Origin of the sequence: Microbacterium sp. NPDC057659, from assembly GCF_042799915.1 — a bacterium.
In the GTDB taxonomy this organism is placed as follows: Bacteria; Actinomycetota; Actinomycetes; order Actinomycetales; family Microbacteriaceae; genus Microbacterium.
This window is the reverse complement of the sequence record NZ_JBHVHU010000004.1, coordinates 123,043-147,541: the sequence shown is the minus strand read 5'-3', so window position 1 is coordinate 147,541 and position 24,499 is coordinate 123,043. Positions and strand designations below refer to the sequence as shown.

The 24,499-nt window shown below is 68.9% G+C and carries 24 protein-coding genes; 14 read left to right on the top strand and 10 right to left on the bottom strand.

The features are described from left to right. Positions 1–34 precede the first annotated feature (34 nt). The 7 genes from ACFVAE_RS17150 to ACFVAE_RS17120 all read right to left on the bottom strand — a co-directional run bounded on the left by ACFVAE_RS17150 (position 35) and on the right by ACFVAE_RS17120 (position 8,235). On the bottom strand, positions 35–1,330 hold the full coding sequence (locus ACFVAE_RS17150; RefSeq protein ID WP_378894805.1) for a thymidine phosphorylase: 1,296 nt from the start codon (positions 1,328–1,330) through the stop codon (positions 35–37). Beyond that, positions 1,327–1,725, bottom strand: coding sequence for a cytidine deaminase (locus ACFVAE_RS17145; RefSeq protein WP_157310783.1), 399 nt, complete (start codon positions 1,723–1,725; stop codon positions 1,327–1,329). The genes ACFVAE_RS17150 and ACFVAE_RS17145 overlap by 4 nt, the downstream gene beginning before the upstream one ends. 14 nt (positions 1,726–1,739) lie before the next feature. Next, positions 1,740–3,020 carry an ABC transporter permease gene (locus ACFVAE_RS17140; protein WP_378894802.1) on the bottom strand — a complete coding sequence of 427 codons (1,281 nt, stop codon included), beginning with the start codon at positions 3,018–3,020 and terminating at the stop codon, positions 1,740–1,742. Then, a complete protein-coding gene (locus tag ACFVAE_RS17135) occupies positions 3,017–4,273 on the bottom strand; it encodes an ABC transporter permease (RefSeq protein ID WP_378894799.1) in 1,257 nt (418 codons plus the stop codon). Before ACFVAE_RS17135 ends, ACFVAE_RS17140 begins: the two co-directional genes overlap by 4 nt. Beyond that, positions 4,270–5,784, bottom strand: coding sequence for an ABC transporter ATP-binding protein (locus ACFVAE_RS17130; RefSeq protein ID WP_378894796.1), 1,515 nt, complete (start codon positions 5,782–5,784; stop codon positions 4,270–4,272). The genes ACFVAE_RS17135 and ACFVAE_RS17130 overlap by 4 nt, the downstream gene beginning before the upstream one ends. Before the next feature lie 103 nt (positions 5,785–5,887). Continuing rightward, complete coding sequence (locus tag ACFVAE_RS17125) at positions 5,888–6,982, bottom strand: BMP family protein (RefSeq protein WP_378894793.1); 1,095 nt, start codon at positions 6,980–6,982, stop codon at positions 5,888–5,890. 137 nt (positions 6,983–7,119) lie between these two features. Beyond that, positions 7,120–8,235 (bottom strand): mannose-1-phosphate guanylyltransferase, encoded by a 1,116-nt coding sequence (locus ACFVAE_RS17120; RefSeq protein WP_378894790.1) that lies wholly within the window; start codon positions 8,233–8,235, stop codon positions 7,120–7,122. Positions 8,236–8,395: 160 nt separating this feature from the next. Between ACFVAE_RS17120 and sdhC the strand changes: the two genes are divergently transcribed. From sdhC to ACFVAE_RS17070, 10 genes are all read left to right on the top strand, one after another. Then, positions 8,396–8,818 carry a succinate dehydrogenase, cytochrome b556 subunit gene (gene sdhC / locus ACFVAE_RS17115; RefSeq protein ID WP_378894788.1) on the top strand — a complete coding sequence of 141 codons (423 nt, stop codon included), beginning with the start codon at positions 8,396–8,398 and terminating at the stop codon, positions 8,816–8,818. After that, on the top strand, positions 8,818–9,261 hold the full coding sequence (locus ACFVAE_RS17110; RefSeq protein WP_378894785.1) for a succinate dehydrogenase hydrophobic membrane anchor subunit: 444 nt from the start codon (positions 8,818–8,820) through the stop codon (positions 9,259–9,261). The genes sdhC and ACFVAE_RS17110 overlap by 1 nt, the downstream gene beginning before the upstream one ends. A gap of 16 nt (positions 9,262–9,277) precedes the next feature. Beyond that, on the top strand, positions 9,278–11,104 hold the full coding sequence (sdhA, locus tag ACFVAE_RS17105) for a succinate dehydrogenase flavoprotein subunit (protein ID WP_378894783.1): 1,827 nt from the start codon (positions 9,278–9,280) through the stop codon (positions 11,102–11,104). Then, a complete protein-coding gene (locus ACFVAE_RS17100) occupies positions 11,104–11,892 on the top strand; it encodes a succinate dehydrogenase iron-sulfur subunit (RefSeq protein ID WP_378894780.1) in 789 nt (262 codons plus the stop codon). The genes sdhA and ACFVAE_RS17100 overlap by 1 nt, the downstream gene beginning before the upstream one ends. A gap of 21 nt (positions 11,893–11,913) precedes the next feature. Continuing rightward, a complete protein-coding gene (locus tag ACFVAE_RS17095; RefSeq protein ID WP_378894777.1) occupies positions 11,914–13,221 on the top strand; it encodes a YihY/virulence factor BrkB family protein in 1,308 nt (435 codons plus the stop codon). A gap of 9 nt (positions 13,222–13,230) precedes the next feature. Further along, positions 13,231–14,124 (top strand): exodeoxyribonuclease III, encoded by an 894-nt coding sequence (locus tag ACFVAE_RS17090; protein WP_378894774.1) that lies wholly within the window; start codon positions 13,231–13,233, stop codon positions 14,122–14,124. 108 nt (positions 14,125–14,232) lie between these two features. Continuing rightward, positions 14,233–14,763, top strand: coding sequence for a hypothetical protein (locus ACFVAE_RS17085; protein ID WP_378894771.1), 531 nt, complete (start codon positions 14,233–14,235; stop codon positions 14,761–14,763). Between the two features lie 58 nt (positions 14,764–14,821). Then, complete coding sequence (gene trpS, locus ACFVAE_RS17080; RefSeq protein WP_378894769.1) at positions 14,822–15,826, top strand: tryptophan--tRNA ligase; 1,005 nt, start codon at positions 14,822–14,824, stop codon at positions 15,824–15,826. 199 nt (positions 15,827–16,025) lie between these two features. After that, entirely contained in the window at positions 16,026–16,958 is a 933-nt protein-coding gene (locus tag ACFVAE_RS17075) for a carbon-nitrogen hydrolase family protein (RefSeq protein ID WP_378894766.1), read from the top strand. Between the two features lie 33 nt (positions 16,959–16,991). Beyond that, the gene (locus ACFVAE_RS17070; RefSeq protein ID WP_378894763.1) at positions 16,992–17,585 is read left to right on the top strand and encodes a hypothetical protein; all 594 of its coding nucleotides are present in this window, start codon (positions 16,992–16,994) and stop codon (positions 17,583–17,585) included. A gap of 21 nt (positions 17,586–17,606) precedes the next feature. Here ACFVAE_RS17070 and pth read toward each other — a convergent pair whose 3' ends face one another. Further along, a complete protein-coding gene (gene pth / locus ACFVAE_RS17065; protein ID WP_378894760.1) occupies positions 17,607–18,188 on the bottom strand; it encodes an aminoacyl-tRNA hydrolase in 582 nt (193 codons plus the stop codon). Between the two features lie 90 nt (positions 18,189–18,278). Then, positions 18,279–18,896: a 50S ribosomal protein L25/general stress protein Ctc gene (locus ACFVAE_RS17060; protein WP_378894757.1), complete on the bottom strand. Its 618-nt coding sequence runs from the start codon at positions 18,894–18,896 to the stop codon at positions 18,279–18,281. Between the two features lie 234 nt (positions 18,897–19,130). Here ACFVAE_RS17060 and ACFVAE_RS17055 point away from each other — a divergent pair, with 234 nt between their 5' ends. Next, positions 19,131–19,256: a hypothetical protein gene (locus ACFVAE_RS17055; RefSeq protein ID WP_378894755.1), complete on the top strand. Its 126-nt coding sequence runs from the start codon at positions 19,131–19,133 to the stop codon at positions 19,254–19,256. Positions 19,257–19,338: 82 nt separating this feature from the next. After that, entirely contained in the window at positions 19,339–20,787 is a 1,449-nt protein-coding gene (gndA, locus tag ACFVAE_RS17050; RefSeq protein ID WP_378894752.1) for an NADP-dependent phosphogluconate dehydrogenase, read from the top strand. A 57-nt stretch (positions 20,788–20,844) separates the two neighbouring features. Here gndA and ACFVAE_RS17045 read toward each other — a convergent pair whose 3' ends face one another. Then, positions 20,845–22,071: an FAD-binding oxidoreductase gene (locus ACFVAE_RS17045; RefSeq protein WP_378894749.1), complete on the bottom strand. Its 1,227-nt coding sequence runs from the start codon at positions 22,069–22,071 to the stop codon at positions 20,845–20,847. A gap of 152 nt (positions 22,072–22,223) precedes the next feature. On the opposite strand from ACFVAE_RS17045, the gene ACFVAE_RS17040 reads away from it, so the two are divergent. Next, positions 22,224–22,952: a response regulator transcription factor gene (locus ACFVAE_RS17040; protein WP_378894747.1), complete on the top strand. Its 729-nt coding sequence runs from the start codon at positions 22,224–22,226 to the stop codon at positions 22,950–22,952. A 28-nt stretch (positions 22,953–22,980) separates the two neighbouring features. Further along, positions 22,981–24,456 carry a sensor histidine kinase gene (locus ACFVAE_RS17035; protein WP_378894744.1) on the top strand — a complete coding sequence of 492 codons (1,476 nt, stop codon included), beginning with the start codon at positions 22,981–22,983 and terminating at the stop codon, positions 24,454–24,456. The last annotated feature ends 43 nt before the right edge of the window (positions 24,457–24,499 follow it).

The window sequence follows — 24,499 nt, the reverse complement described above, 5'->3', positions numbered from 1 at the left end:
CCAGGGAAGCGTTCGGTTCAGGGGTGCGTTCGGTTCAGGCGGTGATGCGCTCGCGCACCAGCGGACCGGATGCCGGGGCCTCTGCCCCGACGGCCCAGGCGCCGTCCACCGCTTCCAGAGCGCGGGCGAACCGCGCCGGATCCTCGGCGGAGAGAGTGAAGACCGGCTGCCCGGCGGTCACGGTCTCGCCGGGCTTGACGTGCAGGTCGATGCCCGCGGCGTGGATCACCGGGTCCTCGGCACGCGCGCGCCCGGCACCGAGGCGCCACGCGGCGATGCCGAAGGGCAGCGCGTCCATGCGGGTCACGACGCCGGACTCCGGCGCGGTGACGACATGGGTCTCGCGCGGCGTCGGCAGCGCGGCATCCGGATCGCCGTCCTGCGCGCGGATCATGGCCTTCCACTGGTCCATCGCGCGACCGTCGTCCAGCGCGGCTTCGACGTCGGCGTCCGGCTGACCGGCCAGCGCGAGCATCTCGCGGGCGAGCGCGACGGTCAGTTCGCGCACGTCGGCGGGGCCGGCGCCGGCGAGCACCTCGACGGACTCCCGCACCTCGTTGGCGTTGCCGATGGCGAGCCCGAGGGGCACGTTCATGTCGGTCAGCAGCGCGGTCGTGGCGACGCCCGAGTCGGTGCCGAGGGCCACCATCGTGCGGGCCAGCTCGCGGGCGCGGTCGATGTCCTGCATGAACGCCCCGGAGCCGAACTTCACGTCCAGGACAAGTGCGTCCGTGCCTTCGGCGATCTTCTTCGACATGATGCTCGAGGCGATGAGCGGGATCGCCTCGACCGTGCCGGTGACGTCGCGCAGCGCGTAGAGCTTCTTGTCCGCAGGAGCGAGCCCGGAGCCGGCGGCGCAGATGACCGCGCCGACCTCGGACTTCATCTGCGCGAACATCTCCGCGTTCGACAGCGCCGCGCGCCATCCGGGGATCGACTCGAGCTTGTCCAGCGTGCCGCCGGTGTGTCCGAGGCCGCGGCCCGAGAGCTGCGGCACGGCCACGCCGAACACGGCGACCAGCGGAGCCAGCGGCAGGGTGATCTTGTCGCCCACGCCGCCGGTGGAGTGCTTGTCGACGGTGCGCTTGCCGAGGGCCGCGAAGCTCATCCGCTCCCCCGTCGCGATCATCGCGTCGGTGAGCACGCGGATCTCGTCACGCTCCATGCCGCGCTGGAACACGGCCATCGCGAACGAGGCCATCTGCGCGTCGGAGACGTAGCCGCGGGTGTAGGCGTCCACCATCCAGCGCAGCGCGTCTTCGGGGACGGCCCCGCCGTCACGCTTCGAGCGGATGACGTCGACGGCGTCGAAGGGCTCCACAGCGCTCATCGGACATCCTCCAGATCGGCGGGACCGAAGCGGTCGGGCAGCACCTCGTCGATCGTGCGGATGCCGGACACCGTCTCGAGCAGCATCCCCGGCGTCGCGTGCTCGGAGAGCAGCTGACGGCAGCGGCCGCACGGCATGATCGTCTTCCCCTCCACGTTCACGCACACGAACGCGACCAGCTTGCCGCCGCCGGACATGTGCAGGTCTCCGACCATCGCGCACTCCGCGCACAGCGTCACGCCGTAGGAGGCGTTCTCGACGTTGCATCCGGCGACCACTCGCCCGTCGTCGACGAGCGCGGCCGCGCCCACCTTGTAGCGCGAGTACGGCGCGTACGCCTTCTGCATCGCTTCGGTCGCGACCTGACGCAGGTCGTCCCAGTCGATGTCGGTCATCTCTTTCCGTCCTCCTAGGACTTGATGTACGGGTCGCCGTCTGCTGCCGGCGGACGCGAGCGCCCGACCAGTCCGGCGACGGCGAAGATCGTCACGACGTAGGGCAGCATGAGCATGAACTGGCTGGGCACCGGCGAGCCGATGACGCTCAGCACGCCCTGCAGGTTCGTCGCGAAGCCGAACAGCAGCGCGGCCATCGTGGCCCGGATCGGGTCCCACTTTCCGAAGATCACCGCGGCAAGGGCGATGAAGCCCGCGCCGGCGGTCATCTCGGGGTTGAACCTCGGCACGGACACCAGCGTGTAGAACGCGCCGCCCATCCCGGCGATCGCCCCGGCGATCAGCACGTTCATGTAGCGGGTGCGTGCGACGTTGATGCCCACCGTGTCCGCGGCCTGCGGGTGCTCTCCGACCGCGCGCATACGCAGGCCCCAGCGGGTGCGGTACATGCCGAACCACACCGCGAAGACGACGATGTACATCAGGTACACGACGACCGTCTGCCGGAACAGGATCGGTCCGATCACGGGGATCTCGCTGAGCCCGGGGATCGCGATGGCCTTGAACGGCGTGACCGTGTTCATCGTGGCCTGGTTCGGGGCCAGCACCTGCCGGAACAGGAACGTGGTGATGCCGACCACCAGCACGTTCAGCACGACACCGACGATCACCTGATCGACGTAGTACGTGATGGCGAAGACGCCGAGCACCAGCGCGACAAGCAGGCCTGCCGCCATGGCCGCCACCAGACCCGCCCAGGGCGTACCGGTGATCGAGCCGACGATCGCGGCGCAGAACGCACCGGCGAGCAGCTGCGCCTCGATCGCGATGTTCACGACGCCGGCGCGCTCGCCGATCACGCCGCCCAGGGCGCCGAAGATCAGCGGAGTCGCCAGCGCGAGCGCGCCGCTGAGCAGGCCGACCATCGGAACGCTGCCGCTGCCGGCCGCCGCCCATGCCAGGAACCCGAAGATCAGCACGAGCACGTAGATCGCGGTGAGCCACATCGGCACCGAGCGGCGGCGGGACGCCAGCAGCACGGCGACGACCGATACTGCGGCCATGATCAGGGCGCACACCCAGGCCGTGGCCGTGGCCGGGACCACAAGGTCAGGAATGGCGATGGCATCGCTGCCGGAGCCGAAGCGGAAGGTGCTGTCGCCCTCACGCGGGGCGAGCAGCGGAAGCAGTGCGAACAGCGCCGTCATCACGATGAAGATGATCGGCGTCTTCCAGGAGACGACGGTGACGGTGCGAGGTGCGCCGATCTCGGGAGCTTCGATCGTGGTGCTCATGCCGCCACCTCCTTCTTAGCGATGCGACGTTGCTTGCGGGTCGGCTTTCCGGGCTGGGGCAGGCCGAACATGGCGCGCACCAGCGGCGGAGCCGCGATGAACAGCACGATCAGGGACTGCACGACCAGCACGATCTCGATCGGGATGCCTTCGGACACCTGCATCGTGAATCCGCCGGTCTTGAATCCGCCGAACAGGATGCCGGCCCAGAGAATGCCGAGCGGTCGCGAGCGACCGAGCAGCGCGACGGTGATGGCGTCGAAGCCGATGCCCGCGTCGATGCCGCCGGCGAACCCGCCGGTCTCGGTGCCGAGCACCTGGCTGACGCCGGCGAGGCCGACCAGGCCACCGGCGATCAGCATCACGAGGAAGTACATCCGGCCCACCGAGATGCCCGCCGTGCGCGCTGCGGCAGGGTTCTCGCCCACGGCGCGGAACCGGTACCCGAGGCTGGAGCGCTCCAGCAGCCACCACGTGACCGCCACGGCGATCAGGGCCAGGATGAAGCCGAGGTGCAGCTTGTACGACGGCCCCAGCAGGGGCGGCAGCACGGCGGTCTCGGCCATCGGAGCGGTCTTGGGGTTGCTCGAGCCCGGCTGCTGCAGCACGCCCTGCGTCGCCAGCATCCACGCCAGCAGGTACACGGCGATGTGGTTGAGCATGATCGTCACGATGACCTCATGCGCGCCGGTGCGCGCCTTGAGGAAGCCGGCGATGCCCGCCCAGACCGCACCGGCCGCGACACCGGCGACGATCGCCGCCAGCATGTGCAGCGGGAAGGGCATGTCCATCGCCGTCGCGACGTAGCCGGCCGCGGCGGCGGACATCAGCATCTGGCCCTGGCCACCGATGTTGAAAAGGCCCGCGCGGAAGGCCAGGCCGACGCCGAGGCCCGCTGCGATCAGCGGGGTGGCGAACTTCAGCGTCTCGGTGAGCGGGCGGATGCCGATCGCGAACGAGTCGGCGTTGAAGTTGTACACCGCGCCGCGGAACATCGCGGCGTAGGCGCCGGCGACAGACTCCCAGACGGCCGCGATCGTGTCCATCGGCCGCGCGAAGAAGTAGGACGCCGCCTCCTGCACGTCGGGATCGGTGATCGCGATGAGGATCGACCCCACCACGACTGCGGCGACGACGGCGAGCACCGAGATGATCGCATTGCCTGTGACGACGCGCTGCCAGGCCTCGTGCCATTTGGAGGGCTTCGGGGCGGCCGCGGTGGTCTCCGGCTGCAGGGTCTGCGCGGCGGTCATGCGCTGGCTCCTTCATTGACGGCGCCTGCCATCATCAGGCCGAGTTCTTCACGGGGAGTGTCACCGGGCACGATGCCCACGATCCGGCCGCGGTACATCACCAGGATCCGGTCGGCCAGAGCGGCGACCTCGTCGAGTTCGGTCGAGATGACGATCACCGGCACGCCCGCGTCGCGCGTCTCGATGATGCGCTTGTGGATGAACTCGATGGATCCGACGTCCACGCCGCGGGTGGGCTGGGCGGCGACGAACAGGGACAGGTCGCGACTCAGCTCGCGTGCGAGCACGACCTTCTGCTGGTTTCCGCCGGACAGTCGTCCTGCGGGCTGCGCCGGCCCCTGTGTGCGGATGTCGAACTCGGTGATCTTCTCCCGGGCGAAGGCGTCGAGGGCGCCGAGCTGCAGGGCTCCGCCCTTGACGAAGGGGGCGCCCGACGAGCGGTCCAGCATGAGGTTCTCCGCGATCGAGAACTCCTTGACGAGCCCGTCCACACCGCGGTCCTCGGGCACGAAGCCGACACCGGCGTCGAGGATCTGGCGCACGCTGCGGCCCACCAGCTCCTCGCCCTGGAGACGGATGCTGCCGCGGACGTGATCCTGCAGGCCCACCAGTGCCTCGGTGAGCTCGGTCTGGCCGTTGCCCTGCACGCCGGCGATCGCGAGCACCTCGCCGCCGTGCACCTCGAACGATGCGTCGTCGACGAGCACGGTGCCGGTGGCATCCCGCACCGTGAGTCCCTCGACGATCAGCGCGTTGTCACGCAGCTGCGGTGCGTCCTTGTGCACGGTCAGCTCGACGGCGCGACCGACCATCAGCGAGGCGAGCTCGGCATTGGAGGCGGTGGGCGAGGCCTCGCCGACGACCTTTCCGAGCCGGATGACGGTGATGCGGTCCGCGACCTCGCGCACCTCGCGCAGCTTGTGGGTGATGAAGACGATCGCGGTGCCCTGCTCCTTGAGCTGGCGCATCGTCGCCATGAGCTCGTCGGTCTCCTGCGGGGTGAGCACGGCCGTCGGCTCGTCGAAGACGAGGATGTGCGCGTCCCTCGACAGAGCCTTGATGATCTCGACCCGCTGCTGCACGCCGACGGGGAGATCCTCGACGATCGCGTCCGGGTCGACGTCGAAGCCGAACCGATCGGAGATCTCCCGCACGCGCTTGCGCGCCGCGGCCAGGTCGAGGCGCCCGCCGAAGCGCGTCTGCTCGTGACCGAGCATGACGTTCTCGGCGACGGTGAACACCGGCACCAGCATGAAGTGCTGGTGCACCATGCCGATGCCCGCCTTCATGGCGTCGCCGGGGCCTGCGAACTGCTGCACCTCATCGTCGATGAGGATCTGCCCCTCATCGGCCTGGTACAGGCCGTAGAGCACGTTCATCAGCGTCGACTTTCCGGCGCCGTTCTCTCCGAGCAGGCAGTGGATCTCGCCGGGTTCGACGGTGAGATCGATATGGTCGTTGGCTGTCAGCGCGCCGAACCTCTTCGTGATGCCGCGCAGTTCGAGCTTCATGTGTCCGATCCTATTCATCACCTGCCGTCGCGCCCAGGGATCACCCGGGCAGACGACAGCGGGGAGGCCGGTGCGAGCCGGCCTCCCCGTGTGCGGGGTCCTCTTACTTGCTGAGGTAGGACGTGACGGTGATCTTGCCGTCGATGATGTCCTGCTTGATCTGCTCGACCTTCTTGACCAGGGCCGGGTCGACCTTGCTCTCGAAGTTGTGCAGCGGGGCGATGCCGACGCCCTTGTTCTCGAGCGTGCCGACGTAGGCCTCGGGGTCGAACTTGCCGTCGGCGCTCGACATCACGGCCTGGTAGGTCGACAGGTCCATCGCCTTGAGGATCGACGTGAGCACGACGTCCTTGGTGGTGGGGTCGGTCACGAACAGGTCGGCGTCCGCGCCGATCAGCGCGATGTCGCGGCCGGACTCGTTGATCGCCTGCAGCGCCGACTGGTAGATCGGGCCGCCGACGGGGAGGAGCACGTCGACGCCCTGGTCGATGATGTTCTTCGCGACGGTCTTGGCGCCCTGGTTGGCCTCGAAGCCACCGGTGAAGGAGCCGGTCTTGCCGTCCCAGCCGACCACGGCGACCTTGGTGCCGTTCTCCTTGTTGTAGTAGTCGACGCCCTGCTTGAAGCCGTCCATGAAGATCGTCACGGTCGGGAACTCCTGGCCGCCGAAGGTGCCGACCTTACCGGCCTTCGAATAGCCCGCGGCGAGGTAGCCGGCCTGGAAGGCGGCCTGTGCGGTGTCGTACAGCAGCGGCTTGACGTTCTCGGCGTCCTTCTTGCCGTCGAAGTCGTTGTCGGCGGCGTCGTCGACGAGGATGAAGTCGATGTCGGCGTTGGCGTTGGCGGCGTCGACAGTGGCCTTGGACAGGGCGAAGCCCACAGAGACGATCGCGTTGCAGCCGGCCGAGACCATGTTGTCGATGTTCGGCGCGTACTCGGTCTCGGCGTTCGACTCGGCCTTCTTGAGCTTGACACCGAGCTCGTCGGCGGCCTTCAGCGCACCCTCGTAGGAGAGCTGGTTGAAGGACTTGTCGTCGAAGCCGCCGGCGTCGGAGACGATGCAGGGGACGAAGTCGCTCTTCTTCGCGCCGTCGCCACTGCCGGCGTCGGTGGGTGCCTGGCCGCAGCCGGCGAGTGCGAAGACGACGCCCGCGGCGAGGGTAGCGCCGATGAGCTTCTTGGTGGTGGAGATGGTCACTCGAGCCTCCCGGGAAAGATCCGCGCCCATCGCGGATCGATCAAAGTTACCTACTGTTTCGAACACACCACGGTATCGGGTGGCGAAAGGTTACAAAGCTGAGATGATGCGCGCCCGCATCCGTTGGGCGCGCCGCACTAGAGGACGTCGCCGCGACCGGTCAGCTTCAGCGATTCGACGACGCCCTTCACACGCTGGGCGTGCTCGACGGTCGTGACCAGCAGTGCGTCCGGGGTGTCCACGACGACGATGTCCTTCACGCCGACCAGGCTGATCACGCGTGTCGTCTGGCTGACCAGGATGCCGCTGGCGGCGTCGCTGAGCACACGGGCCTTCGGCCCCAGCACCGCCAGGTCGTTCTTGCGACCGTTGGTGATGAGCTTGGTGAGCGAGGCGAAGTCGCCCACGTCGTCCCAGTCGAAGTGACCGGGGACCACCGCGAGACGGCCGCGTTCGGCAGCGGGTTCGGCGACCGCGTAGTCGATCGCGATCTTCTTCAGTCGCGGCCAGATGCGGTCCACCGCCGGCCCGCGCAGCTCTCGGTCGTCCCAGGCCTCGGCGAGCTCGCGCAGGCCGGCGTGCAGCTCGGGCTCGTTCTGGGCGAGCTCGTCGAGCAGCACGCTCGCCTTGGCGATGAACATGCCGGCGTTCCACAGGTAGGTGCGCTCCGCGAGATAGCCCTTTGCCGTCTCGAGGTCGGGCTTCTCCACGAAGCGCTCGACCAGCGCGGCCTCGCGGGCACCCTCCACGAGCAGCTCCGTGCCGCGCTTGATGTAGCCGAAGCCGACGGCGGGCTCGGTCGGCGAGATGCCGATCGTGCAGATGTAGCCCTCTCGTGCGACCTCGACGGCATCCCGAACGGCGAACTCGAACACCCGCGACCCGCGGATCACGTGATCCGCACTGAACGAGCCGATGATCACATCGGGGTTCCGGCGATGCAGGATGGCGGCCGCCAGACCGATGGCCGCGGCGGACTCCCGTGGCTCGGACTCCAGGAAGACGTTGTGGTCGGGGATGCCGGGGAGCTGCTCCTCGACGGCGGCGCGGTGCGCCCGCCCGGTGACGACGGCGATGCGATCCGCACCGGCCAGAGGCTCGAGACGGTCCCAGGTGTCGCGCAGCAGCGAGTGCCCCGATCCGGTCAGGTCGTGCAGGAACTTCGGGGCATCCGCCCTGGACAGCGGCCACAGCCTGCTGCCGATGCCGCCGGCGGGGATGACCGCGTAGAAGTCCTCGATGGGCTCTCTCATGCCTTCAGGGTACCGGCGCCGAGAAATCTTGACATCAAGATAGTTAGGTGTGCCTTGCTCGCTCCCAGCGAACGAACAGGAATAGGATGGAGCCGATCACGCGTGCCCGCTGTGGCGCGCCCCGAGTCACATCGATCAGGATCGATCAGGGAGGACGAACGTGTCCGCAAGCACTCGCTTGACACCGTCGATTTCGGAGACGACATCCAAGACCCCCCGCGGCACCCTCTATCGGGGCCGCGAAGGCATGTGGTCCTGGGTGCTTCACCGGATCACCGGAGTCGCCATCTTCTTCTTCCTTCTGGTGCACGTGCTCGACACGTCCCTGATCCGCGTCTCGCCCGAGGCGTACGACGCGGTGATCGGCACCTACAAGAACCCGGTGATGGCGGTCGGCGAGGTCGTTCTCGTGGCGGGCATCGTGTTCCACGCCATGAACGGCCTCCGCATCATCCTCATCGACTTCTGGTCGAAGGGCGCGCGCTACCAGCGCCAGATGTTCTGGGGCGTGCTCGGCGTCTGGGTCGTGCTGATGGCCGGCTTCATCCCGCGGCACCTCATGCTCGCGTTCGGAGGCAACTGATGACCACCACCGTCGCTCCCGCTCCGGCCCGCACCCGCCGCGGCTTCAACATCGAGAAGTGGGCATGGCTGTTCATGCGCCTCTCCGGTGTCGTGCTGATCGTGCTGATCTTCGGCCACCTGTTCGTCAACCTCATGGTCGGCGAGGGTATCCACGGCGTCGACTTCGGCTTCGTCGCCGGCAAGTACGCCACGCCGTTCTGGCAGTGGTGGGACGTGCTGATGCTGTGGCTCGCCCTGATCCACGGCGGCAACGGCATGCGCACGATCGTCAACGACTACGTCACGCACGAGGGCGCTCGCAAGGCGCTCGTCTGGGCGATCGGCCTCGCCGCCGCCCTGCTGATCGTGCTGGGCACCCTCGTGGTGTTCACTTTCGACCCCTGCAACGGCGTCCTCCAGGACGGCGTGATGTGGGAGACCTGCCAGGCAGTCGGCAAGTAAAGAGATAGGCATACGAGTGACTTCGCAGACCCAGGATTCCGTCGTCCGCGACGGCGTGCACTACCACCAGTTCGACATCGTCATCGTGGGCGCCGGCGGCGCCGGGATGCGGGCGGCCATCGAGGCCGGCCCCGGTGCGAAGACCGCCGTCATCTCCAAGCTGTATCCGACCCGCTCGCACACCGGTGCGGCGCAGGGCGGCATGGCGGCGGCGCTCGCCAACGTCGAGGACGACAACTGGGAGTGGCACACCTACGACACCGTCAAGGGCGGTGACTACCTGGTCGACCAGGATGCGGCCGAGATCCTCGCCAAGGAGGCGATCGACGCCGTCATCGACCTCGAGAACATGGGACTGCCGTTCAACCGCACCCCTGAGGGCAAGATCGACCAGCGGCGCTTCGGCGGGCACACGCGCGAGCACGGCAAGTCGCCGGTGCGCCGCGCCTGCTACGCCGCCGACCGCACCGGCCACATGATCCTGCAGACGCTGTTCCAGAACTGCGTCAAGCTCGGCATCAACTTCTTCAACGAGTTCTACGTGCTCGACCTCGTCACCGTGAAGGACGCCGAGGGCAAGACGCAGATCGCCGGCGTCGTCGCGTACGACCTCTCCACCGGCGAGCTGCACGTGTTCCAGTCCAAGGCCGTGATCTTCGCGACCGGCGGCTTCGGCAAGATCTTCAAGACCACCTCGAACGCGCACACCCTCACCGGTGACGGCGTCGGCATCGTGTGGCGCAAGGGTCTGCCGCTGGAGGACCTCGAGTTCTTCCAGTTCCACCCGACGGGACTCGCCGGACTCGGCATCCTCCTCACCGAGGGCGCCCGCGGTGAGGGCGCGATCCTGCGCAACGCCTCGGGCGAGCGCTTCATGGAGCGCTACGCCCCCACCATCAAGGACCTCGCCCCGCGCGACATCGTCGCCCGAAGCATGGTGCAGGAGGTCGCGGAGGGCCGCGGCGCCGGCCCGCACAAGGACTACGTGCTGCTGGACTGCACGCACCTGGGCGCCGAGGTCCTCGAGACGAAGCTCCCCGACATCACCGAGTTCGCGCGCACCTACCTGGGCGTCGACCCGGTCGTCGAGCCGGTGCCGGTCATGCCGACCGCGCACTACGCGATGGGCGGCATCCCGACCAACAACAACGCCGAGGTGCTGCAGAGCAACACCGAGACGGTCCCCGGCCTGTACGCCGCCGGCGAGTGCGCCTGCGTGTCGGTGCACGGATCGAACCGCCTCGGCACCAACTCGCTGCTGGACATCAACGTGTTCGGCAAGCGCGCCGGTCGCAACGCGGTCGAGTACGTCAAGACGGCCGAGTTCACCCCGCTGCCGGATGACGCGGTCGACGGCGTGCGCGACATGATCGAGGGCCTGCGCAACAACGCCGGCACCGAGCGCATCGCCGTGCTGCGCAAGAAGCTGCAGGACGAGATGGACAAGGGCGCCCAGGTGTTCCGCACCCACGAGTCGCTCGAGCACGTCCTCGGGGTCATCAAGGAGCTGCGCGAGCGCTACAAGAACGTGCACGTCGACGACAAGGGCAACCGGTTCAACACCGACCTGCTCGAGGCCGTCGAGCTGGGCTTCCTGCTCGACATCGCCGAGGTCGTCGTCTACGCCGCGCAGAACCGCGAGGAGAGCCGTGGCGGCCACATGCGCGACGACTTCCCGAAGCGCGACGACGAGAACTACATGAAGCACACGATGGCCTACCTGACCGGCGACCCGCACTCGTCGACTCCGGCCGACCACATCAAGCTGGACTGGAAGCCCGTCGTCTTCACCAAGAACGAGGACGGCGAGTTGCGGTACCCGCCGATGGAGAGGAAGTACTGATGTCCGACGCTCTCGTGGCACCCGAGGTCGACGCCGCGGCCGAGGCCGTGGACGCGGCAGCAGACAGTGGTGTGCAGTCGTTCCTGGTCACCTTCATCGTCCGCCGCTTCGACCCCGAGAAGGACGCCGAGCCGCACTGGGTGGACTACGACGTCGAGCTGTACGCGACCGACCGCGTGCTGGACGCCCTGCACAAGATCAAGTGGGAGGTGGACGGCTCGCTGAGCTTCCGCCGCTCCTGCGCGCACGGCATCTGCGGCTCCGATGCGATGCGCATCAACGGTCGCAATCGCCTGGCCTGCAAGACGCTGATCAAGGACCTCGACATCTCGAAGCCGATCTACGTCGAGGCGATCAAGGGTCTGCCGCTCGAGAAGGACCTGATCGTCGACATGGAGCCGTTCTTCGCCTCCTACCGCGAGGTGCAGCCGTTCCTGGTCGCGAACTCCACCCCCGAGAAGGGCAAGGAGCGCATCCAGTCGATCACCGATCGCGCGATCTTCGACGACACCACCAAGTGCATCCTGTGCGCCGCGTGCACCTCCTCGTGCCCGGTGTTCTGGACCGACGGCCAGTACTTCGGTCCGGCCGCGATCGTGAACGCGCACCGCTTCATCTTCGACTCGCGCGACGACAACGCGGACGTGCGCCTCGACATCCTCAACGACAAGGAGGGCGTGTGGCGCTGCCGCACCACCTTCAACTGCACCGAGGCATGCCCCCGCGGCATCGAGGTCACCAAGGCCATCGCCGAGGTCAAGCAGGCTGTGCTGCGCGGCGGACGCTGAACCGCTCGCTACTCTGAGATCGTGACCGACTCGGAGTCCTCGAACACGCCCGCGCCCAGCGCCCGCGCACGACGCGGCGCTGCGGCGCGGGCGGTTCGCGAGGAGCAGCATCTGCGCGAGCGCTGGGAGGCCACCCAGGAGAGCCTGCGCGAGCGGTTCGACGAGCCGATCTCCCGCGCCACGGAGATCACCCAACGCACACTGGCGTGGTTCCCCGTGCGGGTCTGGCGCAACTTCCTGCAGCACGAGGGCTTCCTGCTCGCGGCAGGCATCAGCTACCAGACCCTGTTCGCGACCTTCGCGGCCGTGTACGTCGCCTTCGCTCTCGCGGGGCTCTGGCTCGGCAACGACCAGGACGCCATCAACGATCTCATCGGGATCATCAACCACTACGTCCCGAACCTGATCAGCGACAACGGCCTCGCCAGTGCCGAAGACGTGAAGCAGATCGCCGCCAACTCCGCCGGCACCCTGAGCATCACCGGTGCGATCGCCCTCGGCACCCTGATCTGGACGGCGATCGGGGCGATCTCGTTCGCGCGTCGCGCTGTGCGCGGCGTGTTCGGGATCCCGCCGGATCGGCGCAACTACTTCCTGCTGAAATCCCTCGACTTCCTGGCGGCGATCACGTTCGGCGCCGGTCTGCTGATCGGCACCGCGCTCGGCACTGCCGGCACCGTCTCGCTCGATTTCCTCTTCGGCCTGATCGGCATGAGCAGCTCCTCCGCGCTGTTCAAGCTGGCGGTCTGGCTGCTCACCGTCGCCGTGCTCTACGCGGTGAACACCGCGCTGATGGCGGGTCTGTTCCGCTTCCTCACCGGCACGAAACTCACCTGGCGACGCATCCTCCCCGGTGCGTTCCTGGGTGCTGCGGCCACGACTGTGCTGCAGCTGGGCTTCGGCCTGTTCCTGGGGTACACGCCGACGAACACGCTGCTGATCACGTTCATCTTCTTCATCGTGCTGCTGCTGTGGTTCCGCCTGATCGGCATCGTGCTGCTGGTCGCGGCCTCCTGGATCGCGGTGGGCGCACACGACAACCACGTCGCGCTGATCCCGCAGACCGAGGCCGAGCGGCTCGCTAAGGAGCATCAGGCGCTGCTGCTGGCCGCGCAGGTGCGACTGCGCACCGCGGTCGAAGAACGGGCGAGCGCACCCTGGTTCCGGCGCTGGGCTGCAGACCGTGCGCTGCACGACGCGCAGGAGGAGCTCAAGCAGGTCGAGGCAGCGGCGCCGCCTGCGCCCGCACCGAAGAAGGGACTGCTCTCCCCCGCCCCGCGACGGGAGGGCACCGGCGCACCAGATGGGGATGTCCGTACCCGTCGATAGGCTGGATGGATGCCACATCTGCGTATCGCCTCGGTCAATGTCAACGGCATCCGTGCCGCCGTCCGCAACGGGATGCACGGCTGGCTCGACGACGCCGGCATCGACATCCTCACCGTCCAGGAGGTGCGCGCGCAGGACGAGCACATCGAGGCCGCGTTCCCCGGCTGGTCGATCGTGCACGACGAGGCCACGGCGAAAGGGCGCGCCGGCGTCGCCGTCGTGAGCAGGGAGCCCGCGATCGCCTCGCGCACCGCGCTGGGAGCTGACGACTTCGACTCCGCAGGTCGATGGCTCGAGGCCGACTTCGACCTCGGCGGTCTGCCGCTCACCGTCGTCAGCGCCTATGTGCACTCCGGCGAGGCCGACTCCCCCAAGCAGGTCGAGAAGTGGAAGTTCCTCGACGCGATGGAGCAGCGGATGTCGCAGCTCGGCGCCGACGGCGCCCTCGCGCTCGTCACCGGCGACCTCAACGTCGGGCACCGCCCGCTCGACATCCTGAACTGGAAGGGCAACGTCAAGAAGTCGGGTTACCTCGCGCGCGAGCGCGCCTACTTCGACCGCTTCCTGGGTGCCGCGGGCGAGCCCGTGGCAGGCCAGGAGGGCATCGGCCGTGGCATGGTCGGACAGCTCAGCGACACGCGCCCCTATGTGTCCGAAGGCAGCGGCACGGGCCTCGGCTGGATCGACGTCGGCCGCGCGACGCACGGCGACGTGGACGGCCCGTACACGTGGTGGACCATGCGCGGCCAGGCATTCGACAACGACTCGGGCTGGCGGATCGATTACCACCTGGCCACCCCGGCCCTCGCTGCGCGGGCGACGAACTACCGCGTCGCACGCGCCGCCACCTACGCGGAGCGCTGGAGCGACCACTCCCCCGTCGTCGTGGACTACACGTACTGATCGGATCGGGAATCGGGGCGCGGACGTCAGCACGACGAGGGTTTTCCCTACCGCACTCGACGGGTGCCCCGGTGGTCGTCGCCGGGCGGAGGAACCATCGTGGGTCGCATGAAGCTCCACATCCTGCTGCGCACCTGGCTCGTCTGTCTGTTCGCCTGCATCCCCCTGCTCGCGCTGCTGCTCGTCCCGCAGCTGATGCGCAGCCGGGCCGGCAGCGAACAGCTCCTGCTTCTCGGCACGGGGCTGCTGCTCGTGCTTGTGACGGCGGCGTTCATCGTCGCTCCGGTGCTGTCCTCCGTCGCCGCACCAGGCTCCGCTCGGTGGGCTCGGCGGACCAGCATGCGAACCGCGGCAGAGGTGTGGCGGACGCGGACGGGTCGGGCCGCAGCAGCCCTGATCGCCGGGATCGCCGTCTATGCGCTCGGACAGACCGTCGGCTACGGTGTCGGCGTGATCGTCCCCTACATCGAGGACAACCCCGCGCATGCCACGGATCCGACGCAGTCGCCGTGGATCCTGCACTACCCGGCGTACGCCCTGCAGGCGGTGGTGCTGTACGTCGCGACGACGCTCGCCGTGGCGGTCTACGCGACGCTCCTGCGCACAGCCGATCAGGCGCGGGTCGCAGCCTCGGTGTGAGTGCACCGCCGTCGGCGACGGCTCGGGGTCGCAGCATCCGCCCCATAGGATTGACAGCGTGACCAAACCTCGCCTCTACTCAGGAATGCAGCCCTCCGCCGACTCCCTCCAGGCCGGCAACTACATCGGGGCGCTCCTGCAGTGGCGCGACATGCAGAGCTCGTACGACGCGTTCTTCTCGGTCGTCGACCTGCACGCGATCACCGTGCCGCAGGATCCGGCCGAGCTGCGCGAGAAGACGCGCCGCACCGCTGCGCAGTACATCGCAGCCGGCATCGAGCCCTCGAAGTCCACGCTGTACGTGCAGTCGCACGTGCGCGCGCACGCCGAGCTCGCGTGGATTCTCTCCACGATCACCGGCTTCGGCGAGGCCGGCCGGATGACGCAGTTCAAGGACAAGTCGGCCCGCTACGGCGCTGACTCGACCTCGGTCGGGCTGTTCACCTACCCGGTGCTGATGGCAGCGGACATCCTGCTCTACCAGAGCGAGCTGGTGCCGGTCGGCGACGACCAGAAGCAGCACGTCGAACTCACCCGCGACCTCGCGGAGCGTTTCAACAAGCGCTTCGGCAAGACGTTCACGGTGCCGAAGGCGGTCATCCAGAAGGACACCGCGCGCATCTACGACCTGCAGAATCCGACCTCCAAGATGTCGAAGTCGGCCGAGAGCGACGCCGGCGTGCTGTGGCTGCTGGACGACCCGGCCAAGTCGGCGAAGAAGATCATGCGCGCCGTCACCGACGCCGAGGGATCGGTGCGCTACGACCGCGAGAACAAGCCCGGTGTGTCGAACCTGCTCACCATCTACGCGGCCCTCACCGGCCGCCAGATGGAGTCGATCGAGGACGAGTACGCGGGCCGCGGCTACGGCGACTTCAAGAAGGGTCTCGCCGAGGTCGTGGTGAACGAGTTCGGCCCTGTGCGTGAGCGCGTGCTCGAGCTGCTCGACGACCCCGCTGAGCTCGACCGCATCCTCGCGGCGAACGCCGCCCGGGCCGACGAGGTGGCGGATGCCACGCTGCGCGATGTGTACGACAGGGTCGGCCTGCTCCGCCGCGTGTGACACGCTGCGCGCCTCGTCGCTCTGTCGGAGCTGCGTGATAGCTTCCTGACTGGCGGGGCTCCCGCCGAACCTCCGCAGTCGGCTCCCAGCGCCGGCGGCCATGGGGGCAAAGGGTCTTCTGCGCTCGAGCCGCTCACGTTCCTCATTCCGTCGGGAACCCGCAGCTGGGATGCGCAGGTCCTCGACGCGGAGGTTCGTGATGACGAAGAACAGCAATCTCAAGCGACGGGTCAGGGAGCGCTCGGCCCGCACCGGGGAGTCCTATGCGGCGGCACGCCGCAGTCTGGTCGGCCCTGATGACCCTGCAGGGCGGCGGATCACTGTCGCCGTGGCGCAGACCGCACTCGATGACGACCCGCGCTCTGCGGAGCAGCTGCGCGCCGCCGGTGGGCGCGTGCGCCGACTGATCGCGGCCGCGGCGTCGGCGGGCGCCGCCCTCGTCCTCTTCCCGGAGGGGGCTCTCACGTCGCCGACTCGACGCGGCATGTCCGTCGGCGTCGACGACCACGACGCCGACTGGAGCGCGGTCGATCGCGCGGTGGTCGCTGAGCAGCTGTCCGCCGCATCCGCCGCAGCGGCCGAGCACCGGATCTGGGCCGTCGTCGGCGGCATCCGCTTATCCGAGGACGACGACCGACCTGCCAACGCCCTGTTCGTGTTCTCCGACGAGGGTGTGCTCGTCGACTGCTACGAAGAGCGGATGCTGTCGCACACCAAGGCGTCCCACCTGTACCGCGCCGGGACCCGCCCTGTGGTCTTCGACGTCGCGGGGGTGCGCTTCGGGTGCACGCTGGGGATGGAGAGCCACTACCCTGAGCTGTTCGCCGGCTACGAGCAGGCCGGCGTCGACTGCGTCCTGGTCGCCACGACCGGGCTCTCGCAGGCACCGGGCGTCTTCGCCGTCGAGGCGGCCGGGCACGCCGCGACGAACTCGTACTGGGTCGCGTACGCGGCGGGCGCCGGCGACGAGACCTCGCCGTCGGGAGTCGTCGCGCCGGACGGCCGGTGGGCCGTCCGCGGCGACGGCAGCGAATCGGTCGTGGTCGCCGAGCTGGACACCGCTGCAGGCAGAATCGCGCGGGACTGGCGGCGCGCCGCGCGCACGGCCCTGTCTGCGGCCGCGGAAGGCTGAGCATCAGGATCGGTCACGCCTAGGATTAGGGGCGTGACCGATCCCTTCCCGCCGCAGCCGCCCGCCTACCCCGGGTCGGGTCAGACACCAGCTCCTCCTGTGCCGCAGGCGCCTCCCGCACCCCAGGCGCAACCCGCACCCCAGGCGCAACCCGGCTATGCACCCCCGCCGGGCGCCTACGCCGTGCCCGTGGGCGGCTACCAGACGCCCATCGGCGGATACACGCCGCCGCAGGCACCCGCCAAGGGATCGCCGGGGCTCGGCGCTGTGTCGCTGGCGCTCGGTCTGATCGCTCTCATCCTGATCCCGATCATCGGCGCCGTGTTCGGTGCGCAGATCGGCTCGGCGGCGCCGGAGTTCTTCATGAACACCTCCGGGAACTACGACGACCTCGCCGCACTCGCCCCCGCACGCACGCAGGTGCTGTGGACGGAGATCGCGTTCTGGGTCGGCACTGCCGTCGGCATCACGGCCATCGTCCTCGGCATCGCCGCGGCGGCGAAGCGCCGTGGGCGCGGGCTCGGCATCACCGGCCTCGTCCTCGCCGCAGTCGGTCCGGTGGTCTTCTTCCTGGCTGCAGGCATCGGGGCCGGATTCGGCGCCGCCAGCACAATGACGGCGTTCTGACGACAAGCGTCCTGCACCCGTTCAGCGCGGTGCGTGGTGCTTCTGCTGTGCGGCGACCAGGCCGTCCGATACCAGGAGCTCGACGGCATCCGCGGCATCCGAGATATGGATCGGCAGCGTCTTGCGCTCCGTCGTGCCGAACGGTGCGAGCACCCAGTCCGCGGGATCCTGCCGGCCGGGCGGGCGGCCGATGCCCACGCGCACGCGCGGGAACTCCGGGGTTCCGAGTGCCTTGGCGATGTCGCGGACGCCGTTGTGTCCGCCGTGCCCGCCGCCGGTCTTGAGCTTGAGAGTGTCGAACGGGATGTCCAGCTCGTCGTGCACGACGATGACGTGCTCGGGGTCGACGGAGTAGAACTTCGCGAGTCCGGCCGCGGGCCCGCCGGAGACGTTCATGAACGAGTTGAGCTTGGCCAGCACCAGCTTGTCGCCGCCGGGGCGCAGCCAGGTCTCCACGACACGCGCGCCCGCCTTGTGCTCGCGGAATCGCTCGCCGCGACGCTCGGCGAGCTCGTCGACGACCATCTGCCCGATGTTGTGCCGGGTCGCCTCGTAGCGCGGGCCCGGGTTGCCCAGGCCGATCACCAGCCAGGTGGATGCCATGGTCGTCCTCTCTCAGCAGACAGTGTCGGTGATACGCCGGAGGGGACGCGAACCGATGCTCGCGTCCCCTCCGTCGAATTCACGCGCGGATCACTCCGCGGCGGCCTCCTCGGCCGGAGCGGCCTCGGCCTCAGCGGCCTCCTCGGCCTCGTTCTCCTCGGCGACCTCAGCGGCCGGGACGGAGATGCCGACGAGCAGCAGCTCGGCGTCGCCGACCAGCGAAGCGCCCTTGGGCAGGGTGACGTCGCCGGCGGTGATGTGCGCGCCCTCCTGCAGGCCCTCGACGCTGACCTCGACGTGCTCGGGGATGTGGGTGGCCTCGACCTCGAGCGTGATGGTCGCGACGTCGACGGTCACGATGGTGCCCGAGAAGGACTCACCGGTGACGACGATCGGAACCTCGACGGTGACCTTCTCACCCTTCTTCACGACGAGCAGGTCGATGTGCTCGATGATCTGGTGCACCGGGTCCTTCTGGACGTCCTTCACCAGGGCGAGCTGGCCCTTGCCCTCGATGTCGAGGTCGAGCACGGCGTTCGCGCGGCGGATGATCAGGCTGACCTGGTGGCCGGGCAGCGCGACGTGCACGGGCTCGGTGCCGTGGCCGTAGATGACGGCGGGGATCTTGCCGGCGGCGCGGAGGCGGCGGGCGAAGCCCTTGCCGAAGCTCGAGCGGAGCTCGGCGTGGACCGTGTTCTCTTCGGACATGAGGTTCTCCTTCAAAACACGCGGTCAGCGCCGCGCGATGGTCTGGTGGTCGATCTCTCGGCACAGACACGGGAAAGCGAAACCCACCCGGTCGCCACGACCGCAGAGCCCACATCGCCGCGTCGATCACGGATGCTGCGCACGCGCAAGGCATCCCTCGCCGAGGAACTCCTCCATCGTACCCGAAGACCCGATACGCTGGAAACTCACGTCCCGCTGAACGGAGCCCTTCGCATGTTCGACGCCGCCTTCTGGTCCCACGCGATCGCCTGGCTGATCGGCCTGATGGCCGTCGGCGCCACCGTCGTCACCTTCGGCGCACTGTTCTCGATGGGCCGCTCGGGCTACCGCAAGGACTGAGTCCGCGTCACACGTCCGGCCGCCGGACGCCCGCGGCGATATCCTGAAGGCTCTTCCTTCCGCGATATCGAGGAGCGCACACGTGCCCGAAGCCGCAGCCAACATCGGAGTCGTCGGACTCGCCGTCATGGGGTCCAACCTGGCCCGCAACCTCGCCAGCCGCGAGGGCAACACCGTGGCGGTCCTGAACCGCTCGCGCGCGAAGACCGACGAGCTGGTCGCCGCGCATCCCGAGGCCGGATTCATCCCCGCGTTCTCCTACGAGGAGTTCGCCGCCGCCCTGCAGAAGCCGCGCACCGCGATCATCATGGTCAAGGCCGGCGGACCGACCGATGCCGTCATCGACGAGCTGGTCAAGGTCTTCGAGCCCGGCGACATCATCGTCGACGGCGGCAACGCCTACTTCCCCGACACGATCCGCCGCGAGAAGGCCGTCCGTGAGACCGGCATCAACTACGTGGGCGCCGGCATCTCCGGCGGCGAGGAGGGTGCGCTCAACGGCCCCTCGATCATGCCCGGCGGCTCGGACGAGTCCTGGGTCACTCTCGGCCCGATCCTGCGCTCCATCGCCGCCGTCGCCGAGGGCGAGCCCTGCGTCACGCACATCGGCCACGACGGCGCCGGTCACTTCGTGAAGATGGTGCACAACGGCATCGAGTACGCCGACATGCAGCTGATCGCCGAGGCCTACGACCTGATCCGCCGCGGCACGGGAAAGTCCCCCGCCGAGATCGCCGAGATCTTCGCCGAGTGGAACAAGGGCGAGCTGGAGTCCTACCTGATCGAGATCACCGCCGAGGTGCTCCGTCAGGTGGACGCCGCCACCGGGAAGCCGCTGGTCGACGTGATCCTCGACCAGGCCGGCGCCAAGGGCACCGGCGCCTGGACCGTGCAGACCGCTCTCTCGCTGGGCACTCCGGTCTCGGGCATCGCCGAGGCGACGTTCGCCCGGTCGCTGTCCAGCCACCCTGAGCAGCGCGCCACTGCCTCCGCCCTTCCCGGACCGGACGAGACCTTCGCCGTCACCGACGTCGACGCGTTCATCGAGGACGTGCGCCTGGCGCTGTACGCGTCGAAGATCGTCGCGTACTCCCAGGGCTTCGATGAGATCCGCGCCGGCGCCGCCGAGTACGACTGGACCATCGACCTCGGCGCCGTGTCGAAGATCTGGCGCGCCGGCTGCATCATCCGCGCCCAGTTCCTGAACCGCATCGCGGACGCCTACGCCGAGGCCCCCGACCTGCCGGTGCTGATGACGGCGCCGTACTTCGCCGAGGCGATCACCCGCGCACAGGCAGCATGGCGCCGCGTCGTCGTGGCCGCTGCGCAGGCCGGCATCCCGGCCCCGGCGTTCTCCTCGTCGCTGTCTTACTACGACGGCATCCGCGCCGACCGTCTGCCCGCCGCCCTGGTGCAGGGTCAGCGCGACTTCTTCGGCGCACACACGTACAAGCGCGTCGACAAGCCCGGCACCTTCCACACGCTGTGGTCGGGCGACCGCACCGAGATCGAGGCCGAGGACACGCACTGATCCTCACTGCTCTCGAGGACGGGCCCGGATGCTGTGCATCCGGGCCCGTCCTTCTGTTCAGACGATGTTGTGGTTGCGGCGGAACACGTTCTGCGGGTCCCACTCCGCCTTCACCGCACACAGCCGCCGGTAGGCGTCGTCGGTGAACATGCCGGGCACGGCCTCCGGCCGCTCGGTGGCCGCGAAGTTGCCGTACTCCGCGAGCCGCCCCTGCTCGATCAGGGCCCAGTCGGCGGCGATGGCTGCGCGCGCCTCGTCGTCGACGAGACCGGGGATGTCGAACCCGCCCGCCATCACGAACCAGGTGGCGTGCCGTGCGGGGAACGGGGTGCTCTCCTGAGGCACCGCGCCGTAGGCGCCGCCGAGCGAGCGCAGGAACACGACCGAGGCCGGGTGGGCCGCGCGGAACGCGACCAGCCGATCGATGAGATCGTCGTCGAGCTCGGCGTACAGACCGTTGCCGCCGATGAACCCGGGCGGCCGCTGATCCGGGTCCTCCGGCTCCGGCATCGTCATGAGGACGTCGCGGTACGCCGGAGTCGTGATCGCTGCCTCGACGCCGTCGAGAGCACCGACCGGTGCCAGCGCCCCGCGCAGCGCGTCCTGCTCGGCTCCCGCCCAGACCGCGGTCAGACGGGCTCCGGCCGGTGCGCTGGGATCCATCGGCGGAACATCCATGTACGTCACGGTGAGCTCGCGCGGCGCATCGCGCAGCACCTCGCGCACGCTCCGCAGCAGTGCCGCGGCATCGGACGCGCCGGAGTACTCGCCGTGCACGATCGCCGGCAGCCGGTGCGCGGCGAAGTCGAATCGCGTGACGACTCCGAAGTTGCCGCCTCCGCCGCGCAGAGCCCAGAACAGGTCCGGATGCTCCGTGGCAGAGGTCTCGACGACCTCGCCGGATGCCGTCACGACCTGCGCTCCGATGAGCTGGTCGACCGCGAGGCCCCACAGCCGCGTCATCCATCCGATGCCGCCGCCGAGCGTGAGCCCGCCGACGCCGACGGATGCCGTGTCGCCAGAGCTGATGGCCAGCCCCTCCTCCCCGAGACGCGCCGCCACCGCTCCCCATGTGGCCCCGCCGCCGACGCGGACGGTCGTCCCGTCGACCTCGATGCCGTCGATCGCCGACAGCTCGATGCGCATCCCCGCGTCGGGGACGTGCGACCACGGTCCGTGGCCGCCGCCCACCACCGTGATCCTGCGTTCCTCCCGTCGCGCCCGGCCGATCGCCTCGACGACGTCGGCGACGGTGAGCGCGCTGATGATCAGTTGTTCTGTCATCCCCCAGACGATAGAGGCCACCACCGACATCCGGAACAGCGGCCCCGCCGGTCGCGGACGATCGGTCGGATGATCCGGACGACGGGTCTGTTCACAGGCGCCGCATAGCGGAACCTATGGATTCTCGATGACAGCGGTATGACAATGGGGACATGTCGAACGAACACCCCGAGCTGCGCCGTCCCGACGGCTCCCCGCTGCGCATCCTTGCCGTCGACGACGAGCCGATGCTGACCGACCTGCTCGCCATGGCCCTGCGCATGGAGGGCTGGGAGGTCAAGACCGCCGCGAGCGGCCTCGAGGCACTGCAGGTGGCGAGGGACTTCGAGCCGGACGCGCTCGTGCTCGACGTGATGATGCCCGATCTCGACGGCATGGGCGTGCTGCGCCGGCTGCGCGAGTCCGGCAACCTCGTCCCCGTGGTGTTCCTCACCGCCAAGGACGCCGTGGAGGACCGCATCTCCGGCCTCACCGCGGGCGGCGACGACTACGTCACCAAGCCGTTCAGTCTGGAGGAGGTCATCGCGCGTCTGCGCGCCGTCATCCGCCGTTCGGGTCAGGTGCGTGCCGACGACGAGCAGGCCATCCTGCGCGTGGCCGACCTGTCGCTGAACGAGGACAGCCACGAGGTGTTCCGCGGCGACGACGAGATCGAACTGACGGCCACCGAGTTCGAGCTGCTCCGGTACCTGATGCGCAACGAGCGCCGGGTGCTGTCGAAGTCGCAGATCCTCGACCGCGTGTGGAGCTACGACTTCGGCGGGAAGTCCTCGGTCGTCGAGCTGTACATCTCGTACCTGCGCAAGAAGATCGACGCCGGGCGCACTCCCCTGCTGCACACGGTGCGCGGCGTCGGCTACATGATCAAGGCGCCGCAGTGAACCGCGGCGCCGCAGTGAGGCAGTGCCCGTGTCGCGCCGCCCACTGACCCTTCAGGCGCGGCTGATGGCCGCGGTGATCGGCTTCGTGTCGCTGATCCTCGCCATCGTCGCGATCATCACGACGGTGACGCTCGGCACCACGATGAACGAGCAGCTGAACGAGCAGCTGGTCGCGAACTCGAAGGCGACGACCCAACTCGTGAGACAGGCGGAACTGCTCTCCGCCGATCCAGGCGGATTCACCGCGCAGCAGGTGCTGCAGGGACAGCGGTATCAAGGCGGACCCGGACTGCTCCTCGCCGTCGCCCCTCCCGGCGGCTCTCCGTCCGGAGCGATCCTGACCCCGCCGTCCACGCTGAAGGAGCTGAGCGCAGGGGATCTGTTCGAGATCCAGAACGCTCTGCAGACCGCCAACTCGGCGACCGTGTCTCTGCCCGACTTCGGCTCGTACTCGCTGATCGTCACGCACACGCCCGACGGCACCACCGTCGTGACCGGGCTCTCCCGCGCGAACATCCAGGCGACGATGGCGCGCCTGTTCACCGTGATCGCCCTGGCCACGCTCGGCGGCCTCATCCTGCTCGCGCTCACCACCGCGGTCACGATCAGCGTCGGACTCCGTCCGCTGCGCGCGGTGGTCGCCACCGCGACCCGGGTCGCGAACCAGCCGCTGGATCGCGGTGAGGTGTCCATCACCGAGCGCGTCGCCGACGAGGAGGCCGATCCGCGCACCGAGATGGGCCTGGTCGGCGCCGCGCTGAACACGCTGCTCGACCACGTCGACACCTCGCTGGCCGCTCGGCAGCAGAACGAGGAGCGGATGCGGCGGTTCGTCGCCGACGCGAGCCATGAGCTGCGCACGCCGCTGGCGTCGATCCGCGGCTACTCCGAGTTGTCGCTGCGCGACAAGGAGCTGCCCGAGACAGCGCACACGGCGCTGGAGCGCATCCAGGCGCAGTCCCTGCGGATGACGCGCCTGGTCGAGGACCTGCTGCTGCTGGCGCGCCTCGACGAGGGTCGCGAGCTCGGCCATGCCCCGGTCGACCTCACGATGCTCGCGGTCGAGGAGCTCACGGATGCTCGCCCGACCGCCGCCGACCACGCCTGGGAGCTCGATGTCCCCGAGGAGCCGATCACGGTCGACGGGGATGCCGGACGCCTGCATCAGGTGGTCGGGAACCTGCTCGCCAACGCCCGCACTCACACCCCGGCCGGGACGACGATCACGCTGAGTCTCGCGGCTGTGCCCGGCGGAGCAGAGCTGCGAGTGCACGACGACGGACCCGGCATCGACCCGAAGGTGCGTGAGGAGCTGTTCGCGCGGTTCGCACGCGGCGATGCCTCACGGGCGCGGCAGACCGGCGGCACGGGCCTGGGCCTCGCGATCGCGAAGGCGATCGTCGAGGGTCACGGCGGCACGATCACCGTAGAGAGCGAGCCCGGCGACACCACGTTCCTCGTGCGCCTCCCCACCTCCCCCAGCCGGACTTCGCCCGCAGCATGAGGCTCGTACGGGTGCACCCCGTGTCAGGCCCGAACGGAAGTCC

Excerpts from the sequence above, each read along its gene's own strand:
- ACFVAE_RS17040 (WP_378894747.1), top strand. The coding sequence starts at position 22,224 with ATGTCGAACGAACACCCCGAGCTGCGCCGTCCCGACGGCTCCCCGCTG.
- ACFVAE_RS17060 (WP_378894757.1), bottom strand. The coding sequence starts at position 18,896 with ATGTCCGAAGAGAACACGGTCCACGCCGAGCTCCGCTCGAGCTTCGGC.
- ACFVAE_RS17120 (WP_378894790.1), bottom strand. The coding sequence starts at position 8,235 with ATGAGAGAGCCCATCGAGGACTTCTACGCGGTCATCCCCGCCGGCGGC.
- ACFVAE_RS17145 (WP_157310783.1), bottom strand. The coding sequence starts at position 1,725 with ATGACCGACATCGACTGGGACGACCTGCGTCAGGTCGCGACCGAAGCG.
- ACFVAE_RS17045 (WP_378894749.1), bottom strand. The coding sequence starts at position 22,071 with ATGACAGAACAACTGATCATCAGCGCGCTCACCGTCGCCGACGTCGTC.
- ACFVAE_RS17135 (WP_378894799.1), bottom strand. The coding sequence starts at position 4,273 with ATGACCGCCGCGCAGACCCTGCAGCCGGAGACCACCGCGGCCGCCCCG.
- ACFVAE_RS17110 (WP_378894785.1), top strand. The coding sequence starts at position 8,818 with ATGACCACCACCGTCGCTCCCGCTCCGGCCCGCACCCGCCGCGGCTTC.
- pth (WP_378894760.1), bottom strand. The coding sequence starts at position 18,188 with ATGGCATCCACCTGGCTGGTGATCGGCCTGGGCAACCCGGGCCCGCGC.
- ACFVAE_RS17100 (WP_378894780.1), top strand. The coding sequence starts at position 11,104 with ATGTCCGACGCTCTCGTGGCACCCGAGGTCGACGCCGCGGCCGAGGCC.
- ACFVAE_RS17090 (WP_378894774.1), top strand. The coding sequence starts at position 13,231 with ATGCCACATCTGCGTATCGCCTCGGTCAATGTCAACGGCATCCGTGCC.
- ACFVAE_RS17150 (WP_378894805.1), bottom strand. The coding sequence starts at position 1,330 with ATGAGCGCTGTGGAGCCCTTCGACGCCGTCGACGTCATCCGCTCGAAG.
- ACFVAE_RS17075 (WP_378894766.1), top strand. The coding sequence starts at position 16,026 with ATGACGAAGAACAGCAATCTCAAGCGACGGGTCAGGGAGCGCTCGGCC.
- ACFVAE_RS17055 (WP_378894755.1), top strand. The coding sequence starts at position 19,131 with ATGTTCGACGCCGCCTTCTGGTCCCACGCGATCGCCTGGCTGATCGGC.
- ACFVAE_RS17140 (WP_378894802.1), bottom strand. The coding sequence starts at position 3,020 with ATGAGCACCACGATCGAAGCTCCCGAGATCGGCGCACCTCGCACCGTC.
- ACFVAE_RS17085 (WP_378894771.1), top strand. The coding sequence starts at position 14,233 with ATGAAGCTCCACATCCTGCTGCGCACCTGGCTCGTCTGTCTGTTCGCC.
- ACFVAE_RS17130 (WP_378894796.1), bottom strand. The coding sequence starts at position 5,784 with ATGAAGCTCGAACTGCGCGGCATCACGAAGAGGTTCGGCGCGCTGACA.